A 17,541-nucleotide genomic window follows, 5' to 3' on the forward strand; every position below is an offset into this window, starting at 1 on the left:
TGTCGTCTCTTACCTTGCTAGAATAAGGGGGTAGTCGAGAGGCATACAGAATCATCGAACCACTGCAGAAGGAGGTTTCACTTGGGTAACTTTTTTGTCTTGCTTCTGATCTGTTCGATCATACTGGCCATTCCTGCAATGGTGATTGCGGTACTGTTACTTCGCTCTGACAAGCAACTCTGGGCGGAAATTCAAATCATGGCCCTCGAGAACAAGAATAGCACTGAGGGCGACAAGGAAGTGCTGCAATAAAATGATTGCTCGAGAAGCTGCAATTGGAGCGATGGAGGAAGAGCTCGGTGCACAGGCTCTAACCGAAAATGCCGAAGCTCCGTCAGTCATTGTCGAGGACTACCATGACAAACCCAATGCAGGCCATCTCTGCCGAACTGAATCTGGACCCAAATATCTTTCAGAATCCGACGTGCTTTATCGCTGCGGTTCGGACAGGCATACCCGGCAGCGTGGTCAGGCTTGCCGTGAATTACTTTGAATGCCCGGAACTGATCGCGAAGACCCTCGGCACCGACCTAAATGGCCTAGAGAAAGACTGTGCTGCCAGAGTGCTGAATACCCAAAAGTCAGAGGCACTGCTGGACGGCTTTCGAACACTTTCAGCAGTCCGGATGGCCTGGAGTTCATGCGAGCTCGCAGATCGGTGGCTAATGTCAGAAGTACCAGCTCTCGGCGGCGAGAAACCTCTGGACTTGTTTGATTGCTTCGAGGGACGTCGGTGGGTAACTGAAGTAGCAAAGAAAATTGAAAGGGGCGATTTCAGTTAGCGAACGATACGATATTTTGCTCACAAACCCCTGATTGAGCCATAAACAGTACTAACTTGCCGAAATGCTGGACTCAAGGAGCTTTCAATTCTTTCCAGTAATGCTGACATCCCAGTGCCCCGAAATGAAAAAACCGCCAAAGAAGGCGGTTTTTTCGCCCCAAGCTGATCACAACTTAATGCGCCTGCAAGGGGAGAGTCGTGATCAGAAATATGCACTATCGGCTACGAGTTATCAACCCGGCCCTTGGAATAGGATCTGGCTTCATAGATCTACAGTGAGCCGTTTAATAACTGTTGCTACTAGGCCGAGGCGCAATCTGCGTACTCGCCAACGGAGCATGCTTCGCCCCAAATCTTGAGTCACTGCCGGCGTTTTTCAGCCTCGCTGATGGGTATGAGTTCACGCATCTCGTCCGATTCAATTTGGAACGCAGTGCGTTCCAAATTTACAAGCTCTACAGAAAGCACACACATCGCGTAGCTTTTGAAAAACCAACACCCGTACAATCCAGATAGCCCCCTAGAGGAGGCAACTAGATTGGGCGCGATGAATCACCTAAGCTGTAGTCTGCAAGGTACCGTATCCCTTCTCATTAGGATAAATCATGGATCTCGAGACAGGCATACTCACCGCAATGGCTTTGGGCATTTCATGTGCCGCGCTACTGACCGCGTGGAGTCTCTGGTCACGACGCCTGGAGCTGAAAGAACGCGAGATGAACAAAGAATAACGCTGCTTTCGAAGGAGGGACCATGTCCAGAAAACAGATCACTGAGCAGGAACTACTTGAAGGCCTCAATGCCCACACAGCCCATGCAGACGAGCTAGCCCAGCCTCTGCCCCACGAGCTAACCCCACTGGAACGCCTTAAAGGCTCAGTCAAGCGCTATGACCGGCCAACAGACCCTATCTGGGATGAATTTTGTAAGTCCGCTGAAGGCGTGACGGACGATTTTACGGAGGATCGTGAACAATCCGCAAAAAACCCAAGATAGTTCCATGATTCTATATCAACGCTCTCGGCTTTGACCGAACCTTTAAGGCGTTCCCGCGGGCTAAAGTCTTTGAGCAGCAGCTGTGGCGTTCGCCGCCCGGCATCCAAGCCTTTCAGTAGTTGTTCTTCAGTTGGGCGTTTTGTGTCAAAGTGACGCACTCCGTAATCACAAGAGGGCCAAACCGGGAAACCAGAACCCGCCTTGACCAGATAGGCGATTTACCGGCGACAGTCTCCCAGAAAATCCTGAAACCAGACCGACTCCCGTTCCGTGGGATTTAAATCGTACGATTTTAAGACTCGTACAAACCGAGCCACGTAACCGCACTGACCGGATGGCGGAAGCCATTCGTCCGGCCCCTTGGCCCCTTTGCTTCGGTTCAGGCCCAGTTATACGAATATGAAATATGCGATTTTCGTTGCTGAGTGAGTGAGTTTAGTTGATATACGTAGCCTTAGAAAAATAAGTCGACAACATATTTGCAACAACAAATTTCTTAGGGTTGCTGCTTGAGCAATGCTAGCCAGCCAGCAACATTTTTCTAATCTAGCGTCGCCTTACGATTGCCTATTAGCGATGAGCACTGAAGTCAAACATCAATGGCAATGACATCATAAGTTGGCCGCTCCGGTCGCAAAGCGAACATTCAGATTCGGTAGCAAGGCGTGCGCGTTGTACTCATTACTGTAGTTGCCCCCGCTAAACCGGACACCACCTCATTCGTTTGATGCCAGTTCCGCCCGGTACTCCCAGGGCGATTTCATTTTCAGCCCCTTGTGCGGGTGGCTGCGATTATAGTCCTCGATCCATTCCGGCAACCTGGCCATCACCGTGGCGGCATCAGGAAGATCGTTCAGGTACACATAGTCCCGCTTGAACGTCTTCACGAAGGCCTCAGCCATGCCGTTGCTCTGAGGGCTTCTCACCGGTGTGGTACACACTGCAAAGCCCAGAGAGGACGCGAAGGCTCGCGTTTCTTTGGCAATGTAGCAGCTGCCATTGTCCGTCAGCCATTCCAGCGGATGAGGCACTCGCTCTGACTGGCCGAACCGGTATTCCAGGCTTTCCAGTAGTAGGTCCTGAACCATCTCACCGGTGATGCCACCAGTGGTCGCTACATAGCGCATCAACTCGCGATCACAGCAGTCCAGGCTGAAGGCTACACGGACAACCTCCTTGTTCCAGCAGCGGATCTCAAAGCCGTCTGAGCACCAGCGAAGGTCTGGCTTCAACGTAATGACCTGGCCGTTGTGACAGCGCTCCTGAGGTCGGCCCGTATACCGGGGCAACAGCAGCCCATCCTGCTTCATCAGTCGATACACGCGCTTGTGGTTTACTCGCTCATCGTTGGCTGCGAGCAACCGATTCAGTCGAGCCGTGATCCTTCGATAGCCATTGGCAGCACGGGCCTCGCACAGCTCACGGATAAACGGTAAATGCCGTTCATCGTCCTGTTTGCTGTATCTCGGGCTTCGGCCTTTCTGGCGACCATGAAGGCGATCCAACAGATTGGAGCGCGATACCTTCAGCACTTCAGCAACCCGCTTCAGAGGGTATCGTCCGGTGGCAGCAACGGCATGCGCGAGATCAACTTTTTTGACTGAGCCACCTCCAGGGCTTCCCGGAGTATTTCAGCTTCCATCGTCTTGCGGCCCAACATCCGCTCCAGCTCCCGAACCTTTTTGTTCAGAGCCTTCACCTCGGATGCACTGACAACCTCATCACCGGACTCAATCGCGGACATGCCACCGTCTTTCATCAGCTTCTTCCAACGGAACAACAGACTTGCTGATATACCATGACGCCGGGCTACAAGCGATACTGACATGCCTGGCTGCTCACACTCCGCAACCATGAATGCCTTCTCCTGTGCGGAATACCGGCGACGGCGCTGCACTCCGGTTATGACTTCGATTCTCTCCACCTTGGACACTCCTTTGCACTAGGTCTATGCCTAGGCCTTTGCTTCTACCAAGGTGTCCGGTTTAAATGGGGGCTATTACAATTACCAACACCTGAAGATTTGCCTTAAGTCCAATCATAGGCCAGGAGCGTCTAGTGGACCGGGGTAAGTCCATGTAACGCTTTCAGCGTGTCTACTGTATCGGGGGCCAGCCAGAGAGCAGGGGTGCAGATAAAGGAATTTGCAGGTCAGCGCGGCTCAATTCCGGCATCGTGACCGGCGATTCCGGAAAACTACCCGAAATCGGTCACGTTCAAACGGAATGGGCGGTCACGATGGGCCGGAATATGCAGAAAGAGTGGGGAGGGTATTTTTTACCACTTTATGTGGGAATCCAAAGGGTGAGTTGGTAATCCCCCCGAAAAACAGCGGTGATCAAAAGTAGAATTTTCCGTAAGCTAGACGCAGGGAGATTCTGCATGAAGAAGTCACGTTTTTCCGACAGCCAGATCCTGTCGATCCTCAAGCAAGCCGAGAACGGCGTGCCGGTCCCGGAGCTGTGCCGAGAGCACGGCATGAGCAACGCCAGTTTTTATAAATGGCGGGCCAAGTTCGGTGGCATGGACGCGTCCATGATGGCTCGCTTGAAAGAGCTGGAGGATGAAAACCGCCGGCTCAAGAAGATGTATGCCGAGGAACGATTGAAGGCTGACATCCTCAAGGAAGCTATCGAAAAAAAGTGGTAAAGCCGTCTCGTCGCCGTGAGATGGCGCAGAAAGCCGTCAATGAGAAGCACGTCAGTATTCGCCTGGCTTGCTGGATGTTCAGCATCAGCGAGACCTGCTATCGCTACCGGGCAAAGCTCAGCAGCGAGAATGCCGAAATCGCGGACTGGCTGATCCGACTGACCCATAACCAGCGGAACTGGGGCTTTGGTCTGTGTTTCCTGCATTTGCGCAATGTGAAAGGCTTTGCCTGGAATCACAAACGGGTTTACCGGATTTATCGGGAGCTGGAACTGAATCTGCGAATCAAACCTAAAAAGCGCCTGGTTCGTGAAAAGCCTGAACCCTTGGCCGTGCCGGAAATCATCAATGACAGTTGGTCGATGGACTTCATGCACGACCAGCTTAACGACGGTCGCAGTTACCGACTGCTGAATGTGATTGATGACTTTAACCGGGAAGGCCTTGGCATCGAAGTGGACTTCTCGCTTCCGGCAGAGCGGGTTATCCGATCACTGGAGCAGATCATTGAGTGGCGTGGGAAACCGCGCTCTATTCGCTGTGACAACGGTCCTGAGTACATCAGCGGCAAGCTGTCAGCCTGGGCCGACAAACAAGACATCAAGCTGGCGTTTATCCAGCCGGGCAAACCGCAGCAGAATGCCTATATTGAACGCTACAACCGAACAGTCCGTTACGATTGGCTGGCGCAGTATTTGTTCGACAGCACTGAAGAAGTCCAGGACTATGCCACTCGCTGGCTCTGGCACTACAATCACGAACGACCCAATATGGGACTCGGAGGGATTACCCCTCAACAGAAGTTGGCCATGATGGCCTAAGGTCTACTTTTGAACCCCGCTAAAAATGGGGGGATTACCAGTTTACAATTGGCACAAAAAAACGAACAAACTGCACAGTTCTCCGAAACACAGCGGATAAAGTTACGTCTCCACCCTACTAGGAGACACAGCCATGCATAAATTTGAACTCCACGGTACTGACTCGGCACCAAAGGACTCCCTACCACTTTTAGAAAAATCTAAGAAGGCTTTCGGGATGATTCCCAACCTACATGCGGTTATGGCGGAGGCACCTGGCCTGCTCGAAGCCTACCAAAGGCTTCACGATCTGGTGCTGGAAAGTAGTTTCACAACTGACGAAAAAACCGTCGTCTGGCAGACGATCAATGTTGAACATGAATGCCATTACTGCGTTCCAGCCCATACATTTATTGCAAAGGGTATGGGCGTAGAAGATTCCATTTCGGATGCATTAAGGAACAAAACCCCGCTTCCTACACAAAAGCTGGAAACCCTGAGAGTCTTCACTCTTAGTGTGGTTCGCAAGCGGGGTGACGTTGACACTGCTGAATTTCAGTCGTTCTTCGAAGCGGGCTTTACCAAGCGTCAAGCCCTTGAAATTATTTTAATACTCTCCCAAAAGGTAATGAGCAACTACGTCAATCACTTTGCCGACACGCCTGTGGACGTGCCATTTTCTCGGTTTAAGTGGAAGTAAATACCTGGACGAGCACCTTTGACGTTATCGAACAGTGTCAAAGGTGCCTATTTCCACCTTGAACGCTCCTTCTGTCAGAGTATCCACTCCTCTACTCCACCCTTTCTCGACATTCCATGGGGGGAGGAAACGTATCAAGTGACGACGTTCAGAAGGTTCGTTCAGCCGGAAACAGCGACGCCGAGCTGGTCGAAATCATTAGCAACGTAGCCCTGAACGTTCTGACCAATTACATCTAACGGGTTTTGGCGACTTATATCGATTTTCCGTCGATTCAGGCCGCTATCGGAGTAAAACAATAGAGATCACGGTGGCGAAAAGGAACCACCGTGATCTCCATTTCATTGCTACCATGCTGGAAAATCTCAATCCAAGCCCGCAGGATTGACTGAGCCCTTCAGGTACGCGTGGCAATTCTGAACAAAAACTAGCCTTTTCTTACCCACCACTTGAGAGATCATCTGCTCGTCAACGTCCAACAGCGCCACAATGCTCAACGCGCTTTTATTGCGAAGATCGCAAGCTGTGGCCATCAATTCAACGGTGCTCTTTTTCTGAACGAATTTCAGATAAAACCACCGCCGCAAAAGCTCCTTCATTCCCTCTGTCGGTATATAATTTCCCTGCGATACCTGAGTTAAACCGGTCATGGCGCCCCTCCCGAACCTAATCAACGATAGTCATTGGTTTGACGATCAGGGCGGCCGGAATGTTACAGGAGGGTCTCCTCAAGAATCTTGACGCCGAATTAAGAAGTTTACTCACGAACTACTGGTTTAAAGTATCTTCCACCCACTTCAGAAACCTGACTGCACCGCGGGTCTCAAAGCTGTTCTTGTTTGGTACGTAATAGCAAAGGTTTGACTCTACCGGCTGGGTTTCAAACTGGTGTAGAAGTTTGGTCTTTGACAATCTTGCAGCCAGCGTTGTCGAGCAAAACACCAGTCCGTTTTCCGCCATTGCCTGCTGGATTCCGAAAATCTCTTGATCAAACTTTTTGAGTCTTATATCAGCTCCATCCAGTCCATTTTTTTTCAACCAGGCGCCGAATGGAGGATCCGGTAGCGATCTGTTTTTCCACTCGGTTGTAAACACGGTAATAGCCTCATTTGCCCACGCGGGCGGCTCCTTGCCATACGCGCCAAACACATTAAACGACTCGGATTTGACGACATCAGCTGCCTGAACTTTTGAGGCATCGCCGAGACGGATCGGAATAATGTAGGGCTGGCTGTCGACAGACTCGCCTGTCGAAATTTCGATAGAAATATCCGGGTTGGCTTGCTCAAATTCGTGCTGGGACGGGATCAGCACCATGGCTGCCAAGGATGATGTTGTTGTCACCCTGACCGCACTGCCAGCCTCCATCACCTCTTCCAGAGCACTGTCAATTCTCTGAAATCCCTCCGAGGTGGCTTTTGCCAATCTTGAACCTGTTCCCGTAAGGGATATCCGTCTCCCCTGACGATGAAACAAACTTATGTTTAACCGATTTTCCAGGTTGCCGATGTGGTGCGAAATTGCGGTTGGCGTCAGCGAGAGTTCCTCTGCAGCCAACTTGAAGCTTCCCAGACGAGCAGCCGACTCAAAGGCTTTCAGTGCCTGTAACGATACCTGCACGCGTAATCTCCGAAGTTAACACCAGGTCACAGCTATTCTAGATGAATCTGACTCATCTGTAAGTGCGTTCTTTTCGTTTGTCCCAGCCTCCAGAGGCCCACAAAATGACGCCTGTTATTCACCAACCGAGGAAACCAGAATGAGCACACTATTACACATCGATTCCAGCGTCAGGGCCGCAACTAACCCGAACCCGGATCACGATTCCATATCGAAGAACATCGCTCGTCGATTTATTGAGACCTGGCAACAGAATCGGCCCGAGGATGACTATATCTATCGTGACGTTGGGATGAACCCACCTGATTTCATTTCACAGGATTGGATTGGCGCGGTATTTACCCCTGAGGAAAAAAGGACCCCGGCGCAGAGAGAAAGACTCGCGCTTTCCGATACGCTAATAGCGGAGGTGGCCAAGGCCGACGTTATCCTGATTTCCTCACCAATGTATAACTATGGCATGCCCGCTCACCTGAAGGCCTGGTTCGACCAAATCGTGCGCATCGACAAGACGTTTGATTTTGATCTCTCACGGGGAGACTTCCCCTTGCAGCCCCTACTCTCAGGTAAAACGCTGATCATAGTCACTTCCAGCGGAGAGTTCGGCTTTGAAAAAGGCGGTATACGAGAGGACTCTGGTCACCTTGCACCGCACCTGCATACGCTGAGCAAGTATCTGGGGATAGACACAGTCTACGAAATTGCAGCCGAATACCAGGAATTCGGGGACGAGAGGCATCGGATGTCAGTCGCCAAGGCCAGGCAGCGAGCCGAAAGCCTTGCCGTCAAACTAAGCATTTCAAACCTGACTCAATCGTCGAATCATGAGAGTGCCGATGTGTAAGTCAATTACAGAAGAACGCCTGACGGAGTCTGCCGATATCGCCATTGATTTGGCTGTCAGCAGTGTCAAAGCCAATGGCTTACCGTTTTCGGCAATTATTCTTGATCGAAATGGAGACCTGATTGGCCAAGGGGTAAATCAGGTCACCAAGCATCTCGACTGCACCGCACACGCTGAAGTCCAGGCAATCAGAGAGGCTTCAAGGAGCACAAAGGACGTTTCTCTCCGCGGGACAACACTGATTGCTTCAGGAGAGCCTTGCGCCCTCTGCTACATGGCAATTCGTATGGCGGGGATTGAGAAAGAAAAGTTGTTGTGTTGTCGAATCGATACGAGGTGCAACAACACGGGTTTAATTATCTGTGGACATACGAGTACCTCAACGAGAGTCTCTTTCAGGATATTGAGGTTCTTCCCATCGATCACGAGAGGAAGTTGCTCCCATTTCAGTTGGCCCAAATGAATTAGAGCGATTCAGAGCCTACTTCGCCAGTAATCCACGATACAAATGCGCGAACTTTGTCCGTGCGAAATTTCGCTTCTGGCGCAACCAGGTAATACTGGTATTGCGCCGGGACCGAAAATTCAATCGGGCTCTGAAGCAAGCCGGCTTTAAGAAGATCGGCCACGAGGCTGTACCGCATCAATGCTATCCCCCTGCCGGCCAGTACGGCCTCTACGAGGGTCGTTCCCTCAGTTACCCGAAGCGTTATGGAGCTGTCAGGTATTTCGATGCCGAGTTCTTGCTGAAACGCTCGCCAGGAGCTTTCGAGGTCGCCTGATTCATCAATAAGCCATGGAAGCTTTGCCAGAGTCTCAGGCGTCACGCTGTCGTTATCAATGAGCATGCTGTGACACACTGGCAGCAGTTTTTCTTCGAGCAATAGCCTGGACTCCAGCCCGGGGTAATTACCGCTGCCAAAACGAATCGCGAGATCCACACCATCACCCTGGAAATCGACCAACTGCAGATTGGGCTGAAGACTCAACTGGATCTCAGGATGAGCTCGCTGAAACGAATCAATTCTGGGCACAAGCCACCGACTGGCAAAAGATGGCACCGTTGCCACAGTCAGGCGTCCGGGATCGGAGTTTGGTGCAAACAGGGCTATCCCACGCTCAAGCTCCTGAAAGCCCGTTTCCACATAGCCCGAGAGTGCCCGGCCCTCATGGGTTAATTTCACTTCGCGGGTCAGCCGGACAAAAAGCTTTAAACCAAGAAATTCCTCAAGACCGCGGATATGGGTGCTCACGGCCGCCTGGGAAATGTTCAGAGCCTCTGCCGCCGATTTGAAGCTCAGCTCTCTGGCAGCGTACCGAAATGCCTGCAATGCCCTTAGCGGAGGTAGTTTCTGCATGGGCTCCACTCTACTTACAGTTAATTTTTAATTAAGCATATATCAGTTTTACCCGTTTGTTATCCGAACCGTTCATTGAAAACATTCAGTGACTAAACCCACTGAAGGAACACGCATCATGAAAATTGAAGTCCCAATCATCAGTGCCTTTGTCGACGGCGATTCAGGCGGCAACCCTGCAGGTGTTGTGCTGCACGCCGAACGGTTCAGCTCTGCGGAAAAACAGAAGATCGCCGCTGCTGTCGGGCTTTCGGAAACGGCTTTTGTCTCCCCCTCTGACTCAGCAGACATAAAGCTGGAATTCTTCACACCAACCCAGCAAATCGCACATTGCGGGCACGCGACCATCGCAACCTTCAGCTTTCTGAGGCAAAAAGGTCTGCTAGCGAATAATCGGTCGTCGAAGGAGACCATAGATGGCCTGCGAACAGTCAACATGGAGGGCGAAGCCGCCTATATGGAACAGAAAGGTCCTCGCTTCGAGCCGCTGAACGAGAATGATCTACAGACCGCCCTGCTCTCACTTGGAATAATTGCCGAGGATCTGATCGAGGGTACCGAGCCGATGCTGGTTAATACCGGGAACAGCTTTGTGGTGCTGGGCATTCGCGACAGCGAAACAATTAAAAGTCTTGAGCCGGATTTCAGCCTCATCGAGAAACTCAGCGAAGCACTGGATCTGATCGGTTTCTACGTGTTCTCCCTCGATGGCGTTGGCGCCGGCAGAGACGCAGGCGCCCGCATGTTTGCTCCCCGCTACGGCATCCTGGAGGAGTCTGCGACGGGAATGGCAGCTGGCCCGCTGGCCTGCTATCTGCGTGAGCAACTCGGTATACAGAGGCAGGAATTCACTATCGAACAGGGCCGCTGGATGGCCACACCTTCACCAAGTGTCATCAACGTAAGGCTGACCATTGGAACCGACAACAGAATCGAAAACCTGTTCGCAGGTGGCCGGGGCAAGATCAGAGAGGTTGTTGAAGTTGAGGTAATCCATCACCTGACCTGATGTGTTGTATACCGCAAAGCAATTTTTTCTGAAGACGGGAAAGCAAGAGAATAACCATCAAGCCAATACGGCGATGCTGTTTAACTCAACTTTCTTAAAAGGTGGAATATCACATGAACGCAATCAACAAGTTCTTTCTCGTTTTCTCTGTAATCGCTTTCTCCGCTTTCGCACAGGCTGAAGGTGTGAGCCAGGAAGATATCGATCGTGGAAACAATCCAGCGACCGAAACAGTCGATCTTGGTGTCAGCAACTAAGCTGAGCACACCGAAAAGGGGCGGTCACCATGACCGCCCCTTTTTTTGTCTGCTCCATAATCAGATTTCCTGGATGCCGCTCAAGGCAATAGTGGAGCGGCACAGTGCCGCTCTTCAGGTGAAAGACACCAGTACTAAAAGCCCGAAAAACACGCTGATAACGGTTGTAACACCCGAAACGTCCGAAGTGCCGCCGTCGCCCGTGATCCACCGACGCACAGCTTTCAGGAAACGTTTGGGAGTGTAGATGTTTTTGCGGTAGTTGCTCTGATAGTAGTGCAACAAAAACAACGGCATGGTTTCTGTATCGAAACGGTACCACAGCTTCAGTACCCCAAGGATATCCTTTCGACAGGCCCAGCTCTGAACAGATGACGGCAGCCAACTCAGGGGAATAGCTGAGCCAAAATCGATGATTGCGGGGTCGCCCTGCCCAGACACAAGAATGTTTCCGGAATTGCCAAGGTCCATGTGGGCAACGCCATGCTGGTGCAGGGTTTTCACATCACTGAAAAGCTGTGAGAAGAAGTTCTCTGGGAGACCCTTGCCGGCCGCAATATCCTTTACCGGCCTACCCTCGATCAAACGATAATGAATGGTAGGCGAAGCGTCTGATGGCCGACTGACTTGATCAGGCGTGAAATCCAGGTGCTCGACTTTTTTCAGCATCCTGAATTCGTGAGACGCGAGAAACCTGAAGTAATTCCCGAGCAGGCCCCGGGAGAATCTGAAAGCCTTGTATACGTGCCTGTTGCCGCTGCTGTCTGCGTTTACCGAAATGATTGGCTTGTACCATTTCTGGTCAGCAGTATCAGTGACTGCAGCAGGCTGCCAGCTGGAACCCATCGACGGGCAGTTCGTTTGGCCTTTCATTTCCCCTCCCAACTCCAGGACATGCAGATTATTGGGCAAGCCGGCCGGTTCAATCGTGGTTTAACCAGCCCCTTGCCGATGCCGCGAATGGCGACATCTGCAGAGGATTATTGGAAGTTTTCGGGACGCTGAATAATTCCGTTGCGGTATCTTTGTCATCACTGGAAATGATGACTGGATTTTCCAGTACTTCAGGCGATGGCTTTTACCGTCGAATGGCCACAAGGCGAGTTGGTCATGATGTCATGCCAGCGCTCACGAAGGAGCCGTTCAACATGGTTTCGCAACCAGACGATACCGGGGTCGCGGTCGTGGCGCGTGTGCCAGATGAGGTACAGGCTGGTCGGATCTACTTCGAAAGGCAGCTGCCCCATCCAGAGCCCGTCTACGAACCCGCAGTCCTGGCTGATCAACTCGGGAACCGAAGCGATGAGGTTGGAATCCCTGAGAACCTGGGGAACAATCGAAAAATGGTTAACGGTGGCTGCAATACGCCTGCTCTGGCCCTTCTGATCCAGGAAGCTATCTACGAAACCATGGGCATCCCCTGACATCGTCACAAGCAGGTGACGGGCCTCAAGGAATTCATCCATGGTTATCTGCCGGCCAGCCAGCGGATGGTCGGCACGCATCGCCAGAACGTACCCGCCTTCGAATAACCAGGTGCTTCGCAAGCTGTGATCGTGCTGGGTAAGCATGCCGACTGCCAGATCCACATGGGCCTCGCGCAAATCGTCGTATGTCCCTTCCGGTGTGTATGGCACGGCGTGAATATCAACGCCAGGCGCCTGATCCTCCAGCAGTTCGATTAACTGGCGCCAGATCATTTCGACCGTCACATCCGTTACTGCGATGCGAAACTTTCGCTTTGACGTGGCTGGATCGAATTGAGTTGCACTAACCGCATTGGTCAGCGCATACATATGATCGCCAACCTGATCCCACAGGCTGAGCGCATAGGATGTCGGTTCGATGTTTCGGCCTTTACGCACGAACAGCGGGTCGTTCCAGATCTGGCGCATCCTTGAAATCGCATTGGACACGGCGGGCTGAGTCATGGCGAGCCGGTCTGCTGCACGGGTCACTGAGCGCTCAGTCATAATGGCATCAAAGATGTACAGCAGCTGGAGTTCTTGAGTTTTCATTCAACGATCCTGGTCATGACAACCGGACAAGTCTGGCTGGCAAATGGTTCCACCGCAATCGCGTTAAAGGCGGGGTTGACAACGTTTATACGAAGAAGCCCCCCTTTCGGGAGGCTCTGAACAGGCGTTACAGGTGGCCTTTCACAAATGCCCTCAACTCGCCCAGGCTGCCAGCTCCTGTCTTCTGGGCAATCACGCCGCCGTCCTGGAACAGGGACAGTGTCGGAATGCCCCGGATGCGCATTTTTGCAGTAATGTCCGGGCTGTCGTCCACGTTTACTTTGGCAATGGTCAGTCGCTCACCAAACTCATCTGCAAGTTCCTCAAGCATGGGAGCAACCGTCTTGCAGGGGCCGCACCAGGGCGCCCAAAAGTCCACCAGCACGGGGCGATCGCTCTTCACAACCTCCTGCTCAAAATTTATATCTGTTACTTCTATCATGTTGCTCATCGGCAAACCTCCTCTACGTATGAATCTGTTTCCAACATTGAAGCCTTCTGCCAGTGAAAACCAATTGCAGGACTGTATAAGTTCTATTTCCTGCAATGATGATTCCGTACCTGGCCATCACAGTCGTTTGCTGAATACCAGCCCACCCCACGCAAGCGTACGGTTCCCTGTGCCGGATTTGATTTCGGAACTCTGAACACGCAGCACATAACTCAGTTCGGTGCCCGCCAGGAAGCTGTGGGTGTAACCAGCCCAGACCTCGGCCAGGAGAATGTTCAGCTCGTTGGCATCCAGTTCGTGGTCCGAATCGCGGAATTGGCCCTGCAAGAAAGCATTGTAGGCACGAGCTTTGACTGACATTCCGCCCCAGAAGTAGTTTTCCCGTCCACCCGGGGCTGACACACCGGGGGCGCGTTCACCGTAAGCCATCAATTCGGGGTTAAAGCGGTTATCGGGTGATGAGATCAGACCATCCCTGAAAACCAGGGCCGCACCGAACTCAGTCAGGTACCCGGCGGAACCGAAATAGGTCACTTTGAACTGCTGATTCGGCTGACTGGCATCCAGGTATTGATGGTATGCAGCGGAATACCGGAAGGTCAGCTCTCCGCCATTGGAAATCTGGTGGCCCCAGCCATTTGCCCGGTCGCTACCGACGACCTTGTGAACCGCATTCTGGCCGGATTTGAAAACATCCAGCCCCAGCACGCCCACAGTCATTGATGTCGTCCAGCCCGATTTCGCGCGCAGGGCCTGATAGCTCTGGCTCGACGACAGGTATACCAGGCTGCTGTATGGACGATCGTTCCGGTCAATGGCCGACTCTTTGATCTCCTCGGGCGTGAAGCCATACACCCCAAACTCGAGCGCCGCGCTCTTTGGCTTCGCAACCTTTCCTCCCAGGAATGGCAGCACATAACCATCCAGTCCCTGACTGATGCTCGAAACCGGGTTCTTGATGAATTCCTCTGAATTCGAGGAATACGTAATGGCCGCCCCGGCGGTGTAATCCCGATCTGTCTGCGTTGGAGCAAAGAGATCGTTATCCGTAGACAGAGCCATCACCGAGTCTGAGGACTCGGCCTGCGCGGTAAAGGCCAACAGGGAGACCGCAAACATAGGTACCAGAAAACGCGAATTCATAGCCAACTCCGAAAAGTGTGTCGGTAAAGTTGGCGCTATTCTTCGATTGACTGGCGCTCAGGACTAATCAAGCGTCGGTATTCAAAACATCACTCATGCTTATGGGTAAGTAGTTCTACGTGCACTTTTTGAACTCCCCCGGCCAACGGCCATCACTCCAAATGATGTATTGCATACCGTTTGGGAATTATTCGTTACGACTCTTCAACTCCATACTTCGCTCCATCTGATATCGAGTCCATTGGCGACTCCGGTATGAGCATCAACCCATCGAACTTTGGAGAACATGTTATGCATAAATTTGTACTGATCACTCTGGCTTCACTTTTTGCAGCCGCCGCCCTGCCCGCTAACGCTACCCTGGCAGACCGTAAATCCGATGAGCCCCGCTCCGAGCAGGCTCAGCCCGCTCCCTACAGCGGCCAGATTGTGATTCGCGGTGAAATTCAGGATCGCGACGCTGAGAACCATACGGCCAAACCGGCTCCTTACAGCGGTCAGATTGTTATCCGTGGCCAGGTGCAGCCCGAAAGCCACGGTTGAGTTTGAGCTGTTTTTTTTTGCGTCTTGGCACCAGGGACGGTGCGTTTTTAATCCCGAATTAGGGCCGGAACGGCGAATTGGTAAACTCGACGATTTCGCGAGCCACTTCTGGATTCTGCAACAGTCGGCTATGGCCATATCCCGTTGTATGGATCATACGGCTCCTCGGAAAAGCCTCGTGCAGGGCACGGGATTCGACAACAGGGACTTCTGAATCCAGATCATCGTGGATGAGCAACACAGGTGTCTTGATCGCAGGCGCAAGCGCAAGCAAATCCAGGCGATCAACACTCAGCCCCACCGTTTCTTCCATACCGCGCACGAAAACACGTTCACTCCGCTTGCCAAGGTTCACAAACCGGGCGAACCGGCTGAGTACACCCTTAATCGTTGCCGGGCCTGAGACCAATACCAGACGATCAAAGCACCCCTTGCTGGATTGGGCATAAACAAGCGCCGCGGCACCCAGAGAGTGACCGACCCCAACATCAAACGAACCACCCACGTATTCATGGGCTTCCAGAACCGCCTCAATAAAGCGACCCGGATGTGATTCGGTGGCTTGCGATTCGCCATGCCCGGCCGGATGGACGGCATAAACGGTGTATTCATCAGCATCTATCACACTCAATAGATTCTTGAATTGTCCTATCCAGCCCGACCACCCATGCAGGAGCAGAATTTTCTTCGGGCCACTTCCATAGATTGACAGAAAGCCGTTGTTACGAAGGGGCACGACCGTCTGGAAAAGCTCTCGGGATGAAGCGCGCCGTTCAGCCTTGATTCGTGGGCTGGTCATAAGCTCCACAGCTTTAGACGCGGCCCGCGATGGCAGCAATCGGCTGTAAACACCAAACGCAGCCTGGAATAGATTCAAAGAAAGATTCATTTCCGTTTTCCTCAACCTGAAAAAAAGGCTCTGATTCCGGGCAACCTCTTCCCATATCGAATCAGCTTATTTAAAGTGTATATACACCTTTAAATGCAATGCAAGTAAAATTGTTCATTTCTTGCACATGTGGTTCACCAGCAACGGTCGCTCAAACAGATGGACAACTATTCCAACCGTCCTGCCGCCTCCGCTCTGGCCAATGAACAGAGAATGGCAGGCACATTCACTAGGAAGGAGACAGTCCATGTCCGTCAGTTCGCAAACCACATCTTTCTCTCTGTATCACTATCGCTCATGCCCTTTTTGCGCATACACCCGCTCCGCGATGAAGCACATCGACATCAAAGTGGAAGAACGAGATATCGCCCGAAACCCGGCCTATCGGGCTGAGCTGATCAAAGGCGGCGGCAGAGCGCAGGTTCCCTGCCTAAGAATCGAATCGAACGAAGAGGTGCGTTGGCTTTACGAATCCCAGGACATCGTCCGCTTCCTTCAGCGCCATGCTGCCCAGGCAGCTGATCACGCACAAACCGTGTGAAAGATCCCAGAGACATAAAGGAGAGCAAGCATGCTCAAACGAAAAGTTGATGTTGCCATCATTGGCACGGGCACAGCGGGTATGGGTGCCTACCGGGAAGCTCGCAAGCATACCGACAGCATCGCGTTGATTGAGGGGAGCCACTATGGCACCACTTGCGCGCGTGTCGGCTGCATGCCCAGCAAGCTTTTGATAGCCGCCGCAGAAGCCGCCCATGGCGCAAAACATGCGAGTGTTTTCGGGCTAAATGTCCCGACAGTTGAAACCGACGGTGCGTCGGTCATGGATCGCGTAAGAAGAGAACGCGACCGGTTCGTCGGGTTTGTTGTTGAAGATGTCGACGACTTTGATGATAGCCATAAGGTCCGTGGTTACGCACGCTTCCTGGACGCCCATCGTTTGCAGATTGATAACGGTCTCGAAATCACTGCCGACCGGATTGTTATTGCAACAGGTTCCAGACCATTTATCCCCGAAGTACTGGAGGGCGCGGGTAACCGCCTGCTTGTTAATGACGATGTATTCGAACTGGAGCACCTTCCGTCATCCGTACTGGTTGTCGGGACAGGTGTCATCGGTCTGGAACTGGGGCAGGCTCTAAGCCGGCTCAACGTCAAGGTTACGATGCTGTCGCGCAACGAATCGATCGGTGGAATTGCCGACTCCGAAATCCGGAAGATTGCTGCGGATACTTTCCAGTCCGAATTTGATCTGGTTCTTCACGCGGAAGTCCTTGCAGCGAAAGAAACCCTGAACGGTGTGCAGGTAACCTACCGCAAATCTGGAGGCATCGTTCACACGGTCGTGGTTGACTACTAATCAGAAACAAAGTAAGCGAACATCACCCGGCGATATACGCCAGGTCCGGATGACCGAAAAAAGACTTCAATAACCGGGGTAGTTTCTGTAACCGCCGAAGTTGTCGATAAACGATATTCC

Annotated in this window: 21 protein-coding genes; 12 read left to right on the forward strand and 9 right to left on the reverse strand. The window is 52.2% G+C overall.

Annotation, left to right across the window (positions count from 1 at the left end; translation table 11 throughout):
- Positions 1-81: 81 nt before the first annotated feature.
- The 3 genes from ARC85_RS07180 (at position 82) to ARC85_RS07190 (ending at position 1,780) form a co-directional block, all read left to right on the forward strand.
- Positions 82-252: a hypothetical protein gene (locus ARC85_RS07180; protein WP_286714602.1), complete on the forward strand. Its 171-nt coding sequence runs from the start codon at positions 82-84 to the stop codon at positions 250-252.
- A 104-nt stretch (positions 253-356) separates the two neighbouring features.
- Positions 357-782, forward strand: a complete 426-nt coding sequence (locus tag ARC85_RS07185) for an antitoxin Xre/MbcA/ParS toxin-binding domain-containing protein (protein WP_286714603.1) — start codon at positions 357-359, stop codon at positions 780-782.
- Positions 783-1,537: 755 nt separating this feature from the next.
- On the forward strand, positions 1,538-1,780 hold the full coding sequence (locus tag ARC85_RS07190) for an AbrB/MazE/SpoVT family DNA-binding domain-containing protein (protein ID WP_286714604.1): 243 nt from the start codon (positions 1,538-1,540) through the stop codon (positions 1,778-1,780).
- 716 nt (positions 1,781-2,496) lie between these two features.
- Here the strand turns inward: ARC85_RS07190 and ARC85_RS07195 are convergent.
- A protein-coding gene (locus ARC85_RS07195; RefSeq protein WP_286714605.1) for an IS3-like element ISMaq2 family transposase occupies positions 2,497-3,704 on the reverse strand; the annotation gives its coding sequence in 2 pieces (ribosomal slippage) (positions 2,497-3,377 and positions 3,377-3,704; 1,209 coding nt in all).
- 458 nt (positions 3,705-4,162) lie between these two features.
- On the opposite strand from ARC85_RS07195, the gene ARC85_RS07200 reads away from it, so the two are divergent.
- Together ARC85_RS07200 and ARC85_RS07205 are read left to right on the forward strand one after the other, a co-directional pair.
- A protein-coding gene (locus ARC85_RS07200; RefSeq protein WP_225316971.1) for an IS3 family transposase occupies positions 4,163-5,250 on the forward strand; the annotation gives its coding sequence in 2 pieces (ribosomal slippage) (positions 4,163-4,424 and positions 4,424-5,250; 1,089 coding nt in all).
- Between the two features lie 133 nt (positions 5,251-5,383).
- Entirely contained in the window at positions 5,384-5,929 is a 546-nt protein-coding gene (locus ARC85_RS07205) for a carboxymuconolactone decarboxylase family protein (RefSeq protein ID WP_149600600.1), read from the forward strand.
- A gap of 365 nt (positions 5,930-6,294) precedes the next feature.
- On the opposite strand, the gene ARC85_RS07210 is transcribed toward ARC85_RS07205, so the two are convergent.
- A complete protein-coding gene (locus ARC85_RS07210; protein ID WP_286714606.1) occupies positions 6,295-6,579 on the reverse strand; it encodes a hypothetical protein in 285 nt (94 codons plus the stop codon).
- 118 nt (positions 6,580-6,697) lie between these two features.
- The gene (locus ARC85_RS07215; protein ID WP_286714607.1) at positions 6,698-7,549 is read right to left on the reverse strand and encodes a LysR family transcriptional regulator; all 852 of its coding nucleotides are present in this window, start codon (positions 7,547-7,549) and stop codon (positions 6,698-6,700) included.
- Positions 7,550-7,688: 139 nt separating this feature from the next.
- Here ARC85_RS07215 and ARC85_RS07220 point away from each other — a divergent pair, with 139 nt between their 5' ends.
- Together ARC85_RS07220 and ARC85_RS07225 are read left to right on the forward strand one after the other, a co-directional pair.
- Positions 7,689-8,393, forward strand: coding sequence for an FMN-dependent NADH-azoreductase (locus tag ARC85_RS07220; protein ID WP_286714608.1), 705 nt, complete (start codon positions 7,689-7,691; stop codon positions 8,391-8,393).
- Entirely contained in the window at positions 8,386-8,856 is a 471-nt protein-coding gene (locus tag ARC85_RS07225; protein WP_286714609.1) for a nucleoside deaminase, read from the forward strand. The genes ARC85_RS07220 and ARC85_RS07225 overlap by 8 nt, the downstream gene beginning before the upstream one ends.
- A gap of 1 nt (position 8,857) precedes the next feature.
- Here the strand turns inward: ARC85_RS07225 and ARC85_RS07230 are convergent, their stop codons facing one another.
- Positions 8,858-9,751: a LysR substrate-binding domain-containing protein gene (locus ARC85_RS07230; RefSeq protein ID WP_286714610.1), complete on the reverse strand. Its 894-nt coding sequence runs from the start codon at positions 9,749-9,751 to the stop codon at positions 8,858-8,860.
- A 118-nt stretch (positions 9,752-9,869) separates the two neighbouring features.
- Here ARC85_RS07230 and ARC85_RS07235 point away from each other — a divergent pair, with 118 nt between their 5' ends.
- Both ARC85_RS07235 and ARC85_RS07240 read left to right on the forward strand, forming a co-directional pair.
- Complete coding sequence (locus ARC85_RS07235) at positions 9,870-10,760, forward strand: PhzF family phenazine biosynthesis protein (protein WP_286714611.1); 891 nt, start codon at positions 9,870-9,872, stop codon at positions 10,758-10,760.
- 113 nt (positions 10,761-10,873) lie between these two features.
- On the forward strand, positions 10,874-11,017 hold the full coding sequence (locus ARC85_RS07240) for a hypothetical protein (RefSeq protein ID WP_286714612.1): 144 nt from the start codon (positions 10,874-10,876) through the stop codon (positions 11,015-11,017).
- Positions 11,018-11,131: 114 nt separating this feature from the next.
- On the opposite strand, the gene ARC85_RS07245 is transcribed toward ARC85_RS07240, so the two are convergent.
- From ARC85_RS07245 to ARC85_RS07260, 4 genes are all read right to left on the reverse strand, one after another.
- Positions 11,132-11,686, reverse strand: coding sequence for an RIO2 family protein (locus ARC85_RS07245; RefSeq protein ID WP_286714613.1), 555 nt, complete (start codon positions 11,684-11,686; stop codon positions 11,132-11,134).
- 395 nt (positions 11,687-12,081) lie between these two features.
- Positions 12,082-13,035, reverse strand: coding sequence for a LysR family transcriptional regulator (locus tag ARC85_RS07250; RefSeq protein ID WP_286714614.1), 954 nt, complete (start codon positions 13,033-13,035; stop codon positions 12,082-12,084).
- 127 nt (positions 13,036-13,162) lie between these two features.
- Entirely contained in the window at positions 13,163-13,486 is a 324-nt protein-coding gene (gene trxA / locus ARC85_RS07255; RefSeq protein ID WP_286714615.1) for a thioredoxin, read from the reverse strand.
- Between the two features lie 117 nt (positions 13,487-13,603).
- Positions 13,604-14,629, reverse strand: a complete 1,026-nt coding sequence (locus ARC85_RS07260) for a lipid A deacylase LpxR family protein (protein ID WP_286714616.1) — start codon at positions 14,627-14,629, stop codon at positions 13,604-13,606.
- A 291-nt stretch (positions 14,630-14,920) separates the two neighbouring features.
- On the opposite strand from ARC85_RS07260, the gene ARC85_RS07265 reads away from it, so the two are divergent.
- A complete protein-coding gene (locus ARC85_RS07265) occupies positions 14,921-15,172 on the forward strand; it encodes a hypothetical protein (protein ID WP_286714617.1) in 252 nt (83 codons plus the stop codon).
- A gap of 58 nt (positions 15,173-15,230) precedes the next feature.
- Here the strand turns inward: ARC85_RS07265 and ARC85_RS07270 are convergent, their stop codons facing one another.
- Positions 15,231-16,061 carry an alpha/beta fold hydrolase gene (locus ARC85_RS07270; protein WP_286714618.1) on the reverse strand — a complete coding sequence of 277 codons (831 nt, stop codon included), beginning with the start codon at positions 16,059-16,061 and terminating at the stop codon, positions 15,231-15,233.
- A 247-nt stretch (positions 16,062-16,308) separates the two neighbouring features.
- Between ARC85_RS07270 and ARC85_RS07275 the strand changes: the two genes are divergently transcribed.
- A complete protein-coding gene (locus tag ARC85_RS07275; RefSeq protein WP_246166808.1) occupies positions 16,309-16,602 on the forward strand; it encodes a glutaredoxin family protein in 294 nt (97 codons plus the stop codon).
- A 30-nt stretch (positions 16,603-16,632) separates the two neighbouring features.
- Positions 16,633-17,421: an FAD-dependent oxidoreductase gene (locus tag ARC85_RS07280; RefSeq protein ID WP_286714619.1), complete on the forward strand. Its 789-nt coding sequence runs from the start codon at positions 16,633-16,635 to the stop codon at positions 17,419-17,421.
- The last annotated feature ends 120 nt before the right edge of the window (positions 17,422-17,541 follow it).

Source organism: Marinobacter sp. tcs-11, assembly GCF_002049515.1.
Classification (GTDB): domain Bacteria; phylum Pseudomonadota; class Gammaproteobacteria; order Pseudomonadales; family Oleiphilaceae; genus Marinobacter; species Marinobacter nauticus.

Excerpts from the sequence above, each read along its gene's own strand:
- ARC85_RS07185 (WP_286714603.1), top strand. The coding sequence starts at position 357 with ATGACAAACCCAATGCAGGCCATCTCTGCCGAACTGAATCTGGACCCA.
- ARC85_RS07190 (WP_286714604.1), top strand. The coding sequence starts at position 1,538 with ATGTCCAGAAAACAGATCACTGAGCAGGAACTACTTGAAGGCCTCAAT.
- ARC85_RS07205 (WP_149600600.1), top strand. The coding sequence starts at position 5,384 with ATGCATAAATTTGAACTCCACGGTACTGACTCGGCACCAAAGGACTCC.
- ARC85_RS07210 (WP_286714606.1), bottom strand. The coding sequence starts at position 6,579 with ATGACCGGTTTAACTCAGGTATCGCAGGGAAATTATATACCGACAGAG.
- ARC85_RS07220 (WP_286714608.1), top strand. The coding sequence starts at position 7,689 with ATGAGCACACTATTACACATCGATTCCAGCGTCAGGGCCGCAACTAAC.
- ARC85_RS07225 (WP_286714609.1), top strand. The coding sequence starts at position 8,386 with ATGTGTAAGTCAATTACAGAAGAACGCCTGACGGAGTCTGCCGATATC.
- ARC85_RS07230 (WP_286714610.1), bottom strand. The coding sequence starts at position 9,751 with ATGCAGAAACTACCTCCGCTAAGGGCATTGCAGGCATTTCGGTACGCT.
- ARC85_RS07235 (WP_286714611.1), top strand. The coding sequence starts at position 9,870 with ATGAAAATTGAAGTCCCAATCATCAGTGCCTTTGTCGACGGCGATTCA.
- ARC85_RS07240 (WP_286714612.1), top strand. The coding sequence starts at position 10,874 with ATGAACGCAATCAACAAGTTCTTTCTCGTTTTCTCTGTAATCGCTTTC.
- ARC85_RS07245 (WP_286714613.1), bottom strand. The coding sequence starts at position 11,686 with ATGCTGAAAAAAGTCGAGCACCTGGATTTCACGCCTGATCAAGTCAGT.
- ARC85_RS07250 (WP_286714614.1), bottom strand. The coding sequence starts at position 13,035 with ATGAAAACTCAAGAACTCCAGCTGCTGTACATCTTTGATGCCATTATG.
- trxA (WP_286714615.1), bottom strand. The coding sequence starts at position 13,486 with ATGAGCAACATGATAGAAGTAACAGATATAAATTTTGAGCAGGAGGTT.
- ARC85_RS07260 (WP_286714616.1), bottom strand. The coding sequence starts at position 14,629 with ATGAATTCGCGTTTTCTGGTACCTATGTTTGCGGTCTCCCTGTTGGCC.
- ARC85_RS07265 (WP_286714617.1), top strand. The coding sequence starts at position 14,921 with ATGCATAAATTTGTACTGATCACTCTGGCTTCACTTTTTGCAGCCGCC.
- ARC85_RS07270 (WP_286714618.1), bottom strand. The coding sequence starts at position 16,061 with ATGAATCTTTCTTTGAATCTATTCCAGGCTGCGTTTGGTGTTTACAGC.
- ARC85_RS07275 (WP_246166808.1), top strand. The coding sequence starts at position 16,309 with ATGTCCGTCAGTTCGCAAACCACATCTTTCTCTCTGTATCACTATCGC.
- ARC85_RS07280 (WP_286714619.1), top strand. The coding sequence starts at position 16,633 with ATGCTCAAACGAAAAGTTGATGTTGCCATCATTGGCACGGGCACAGCG.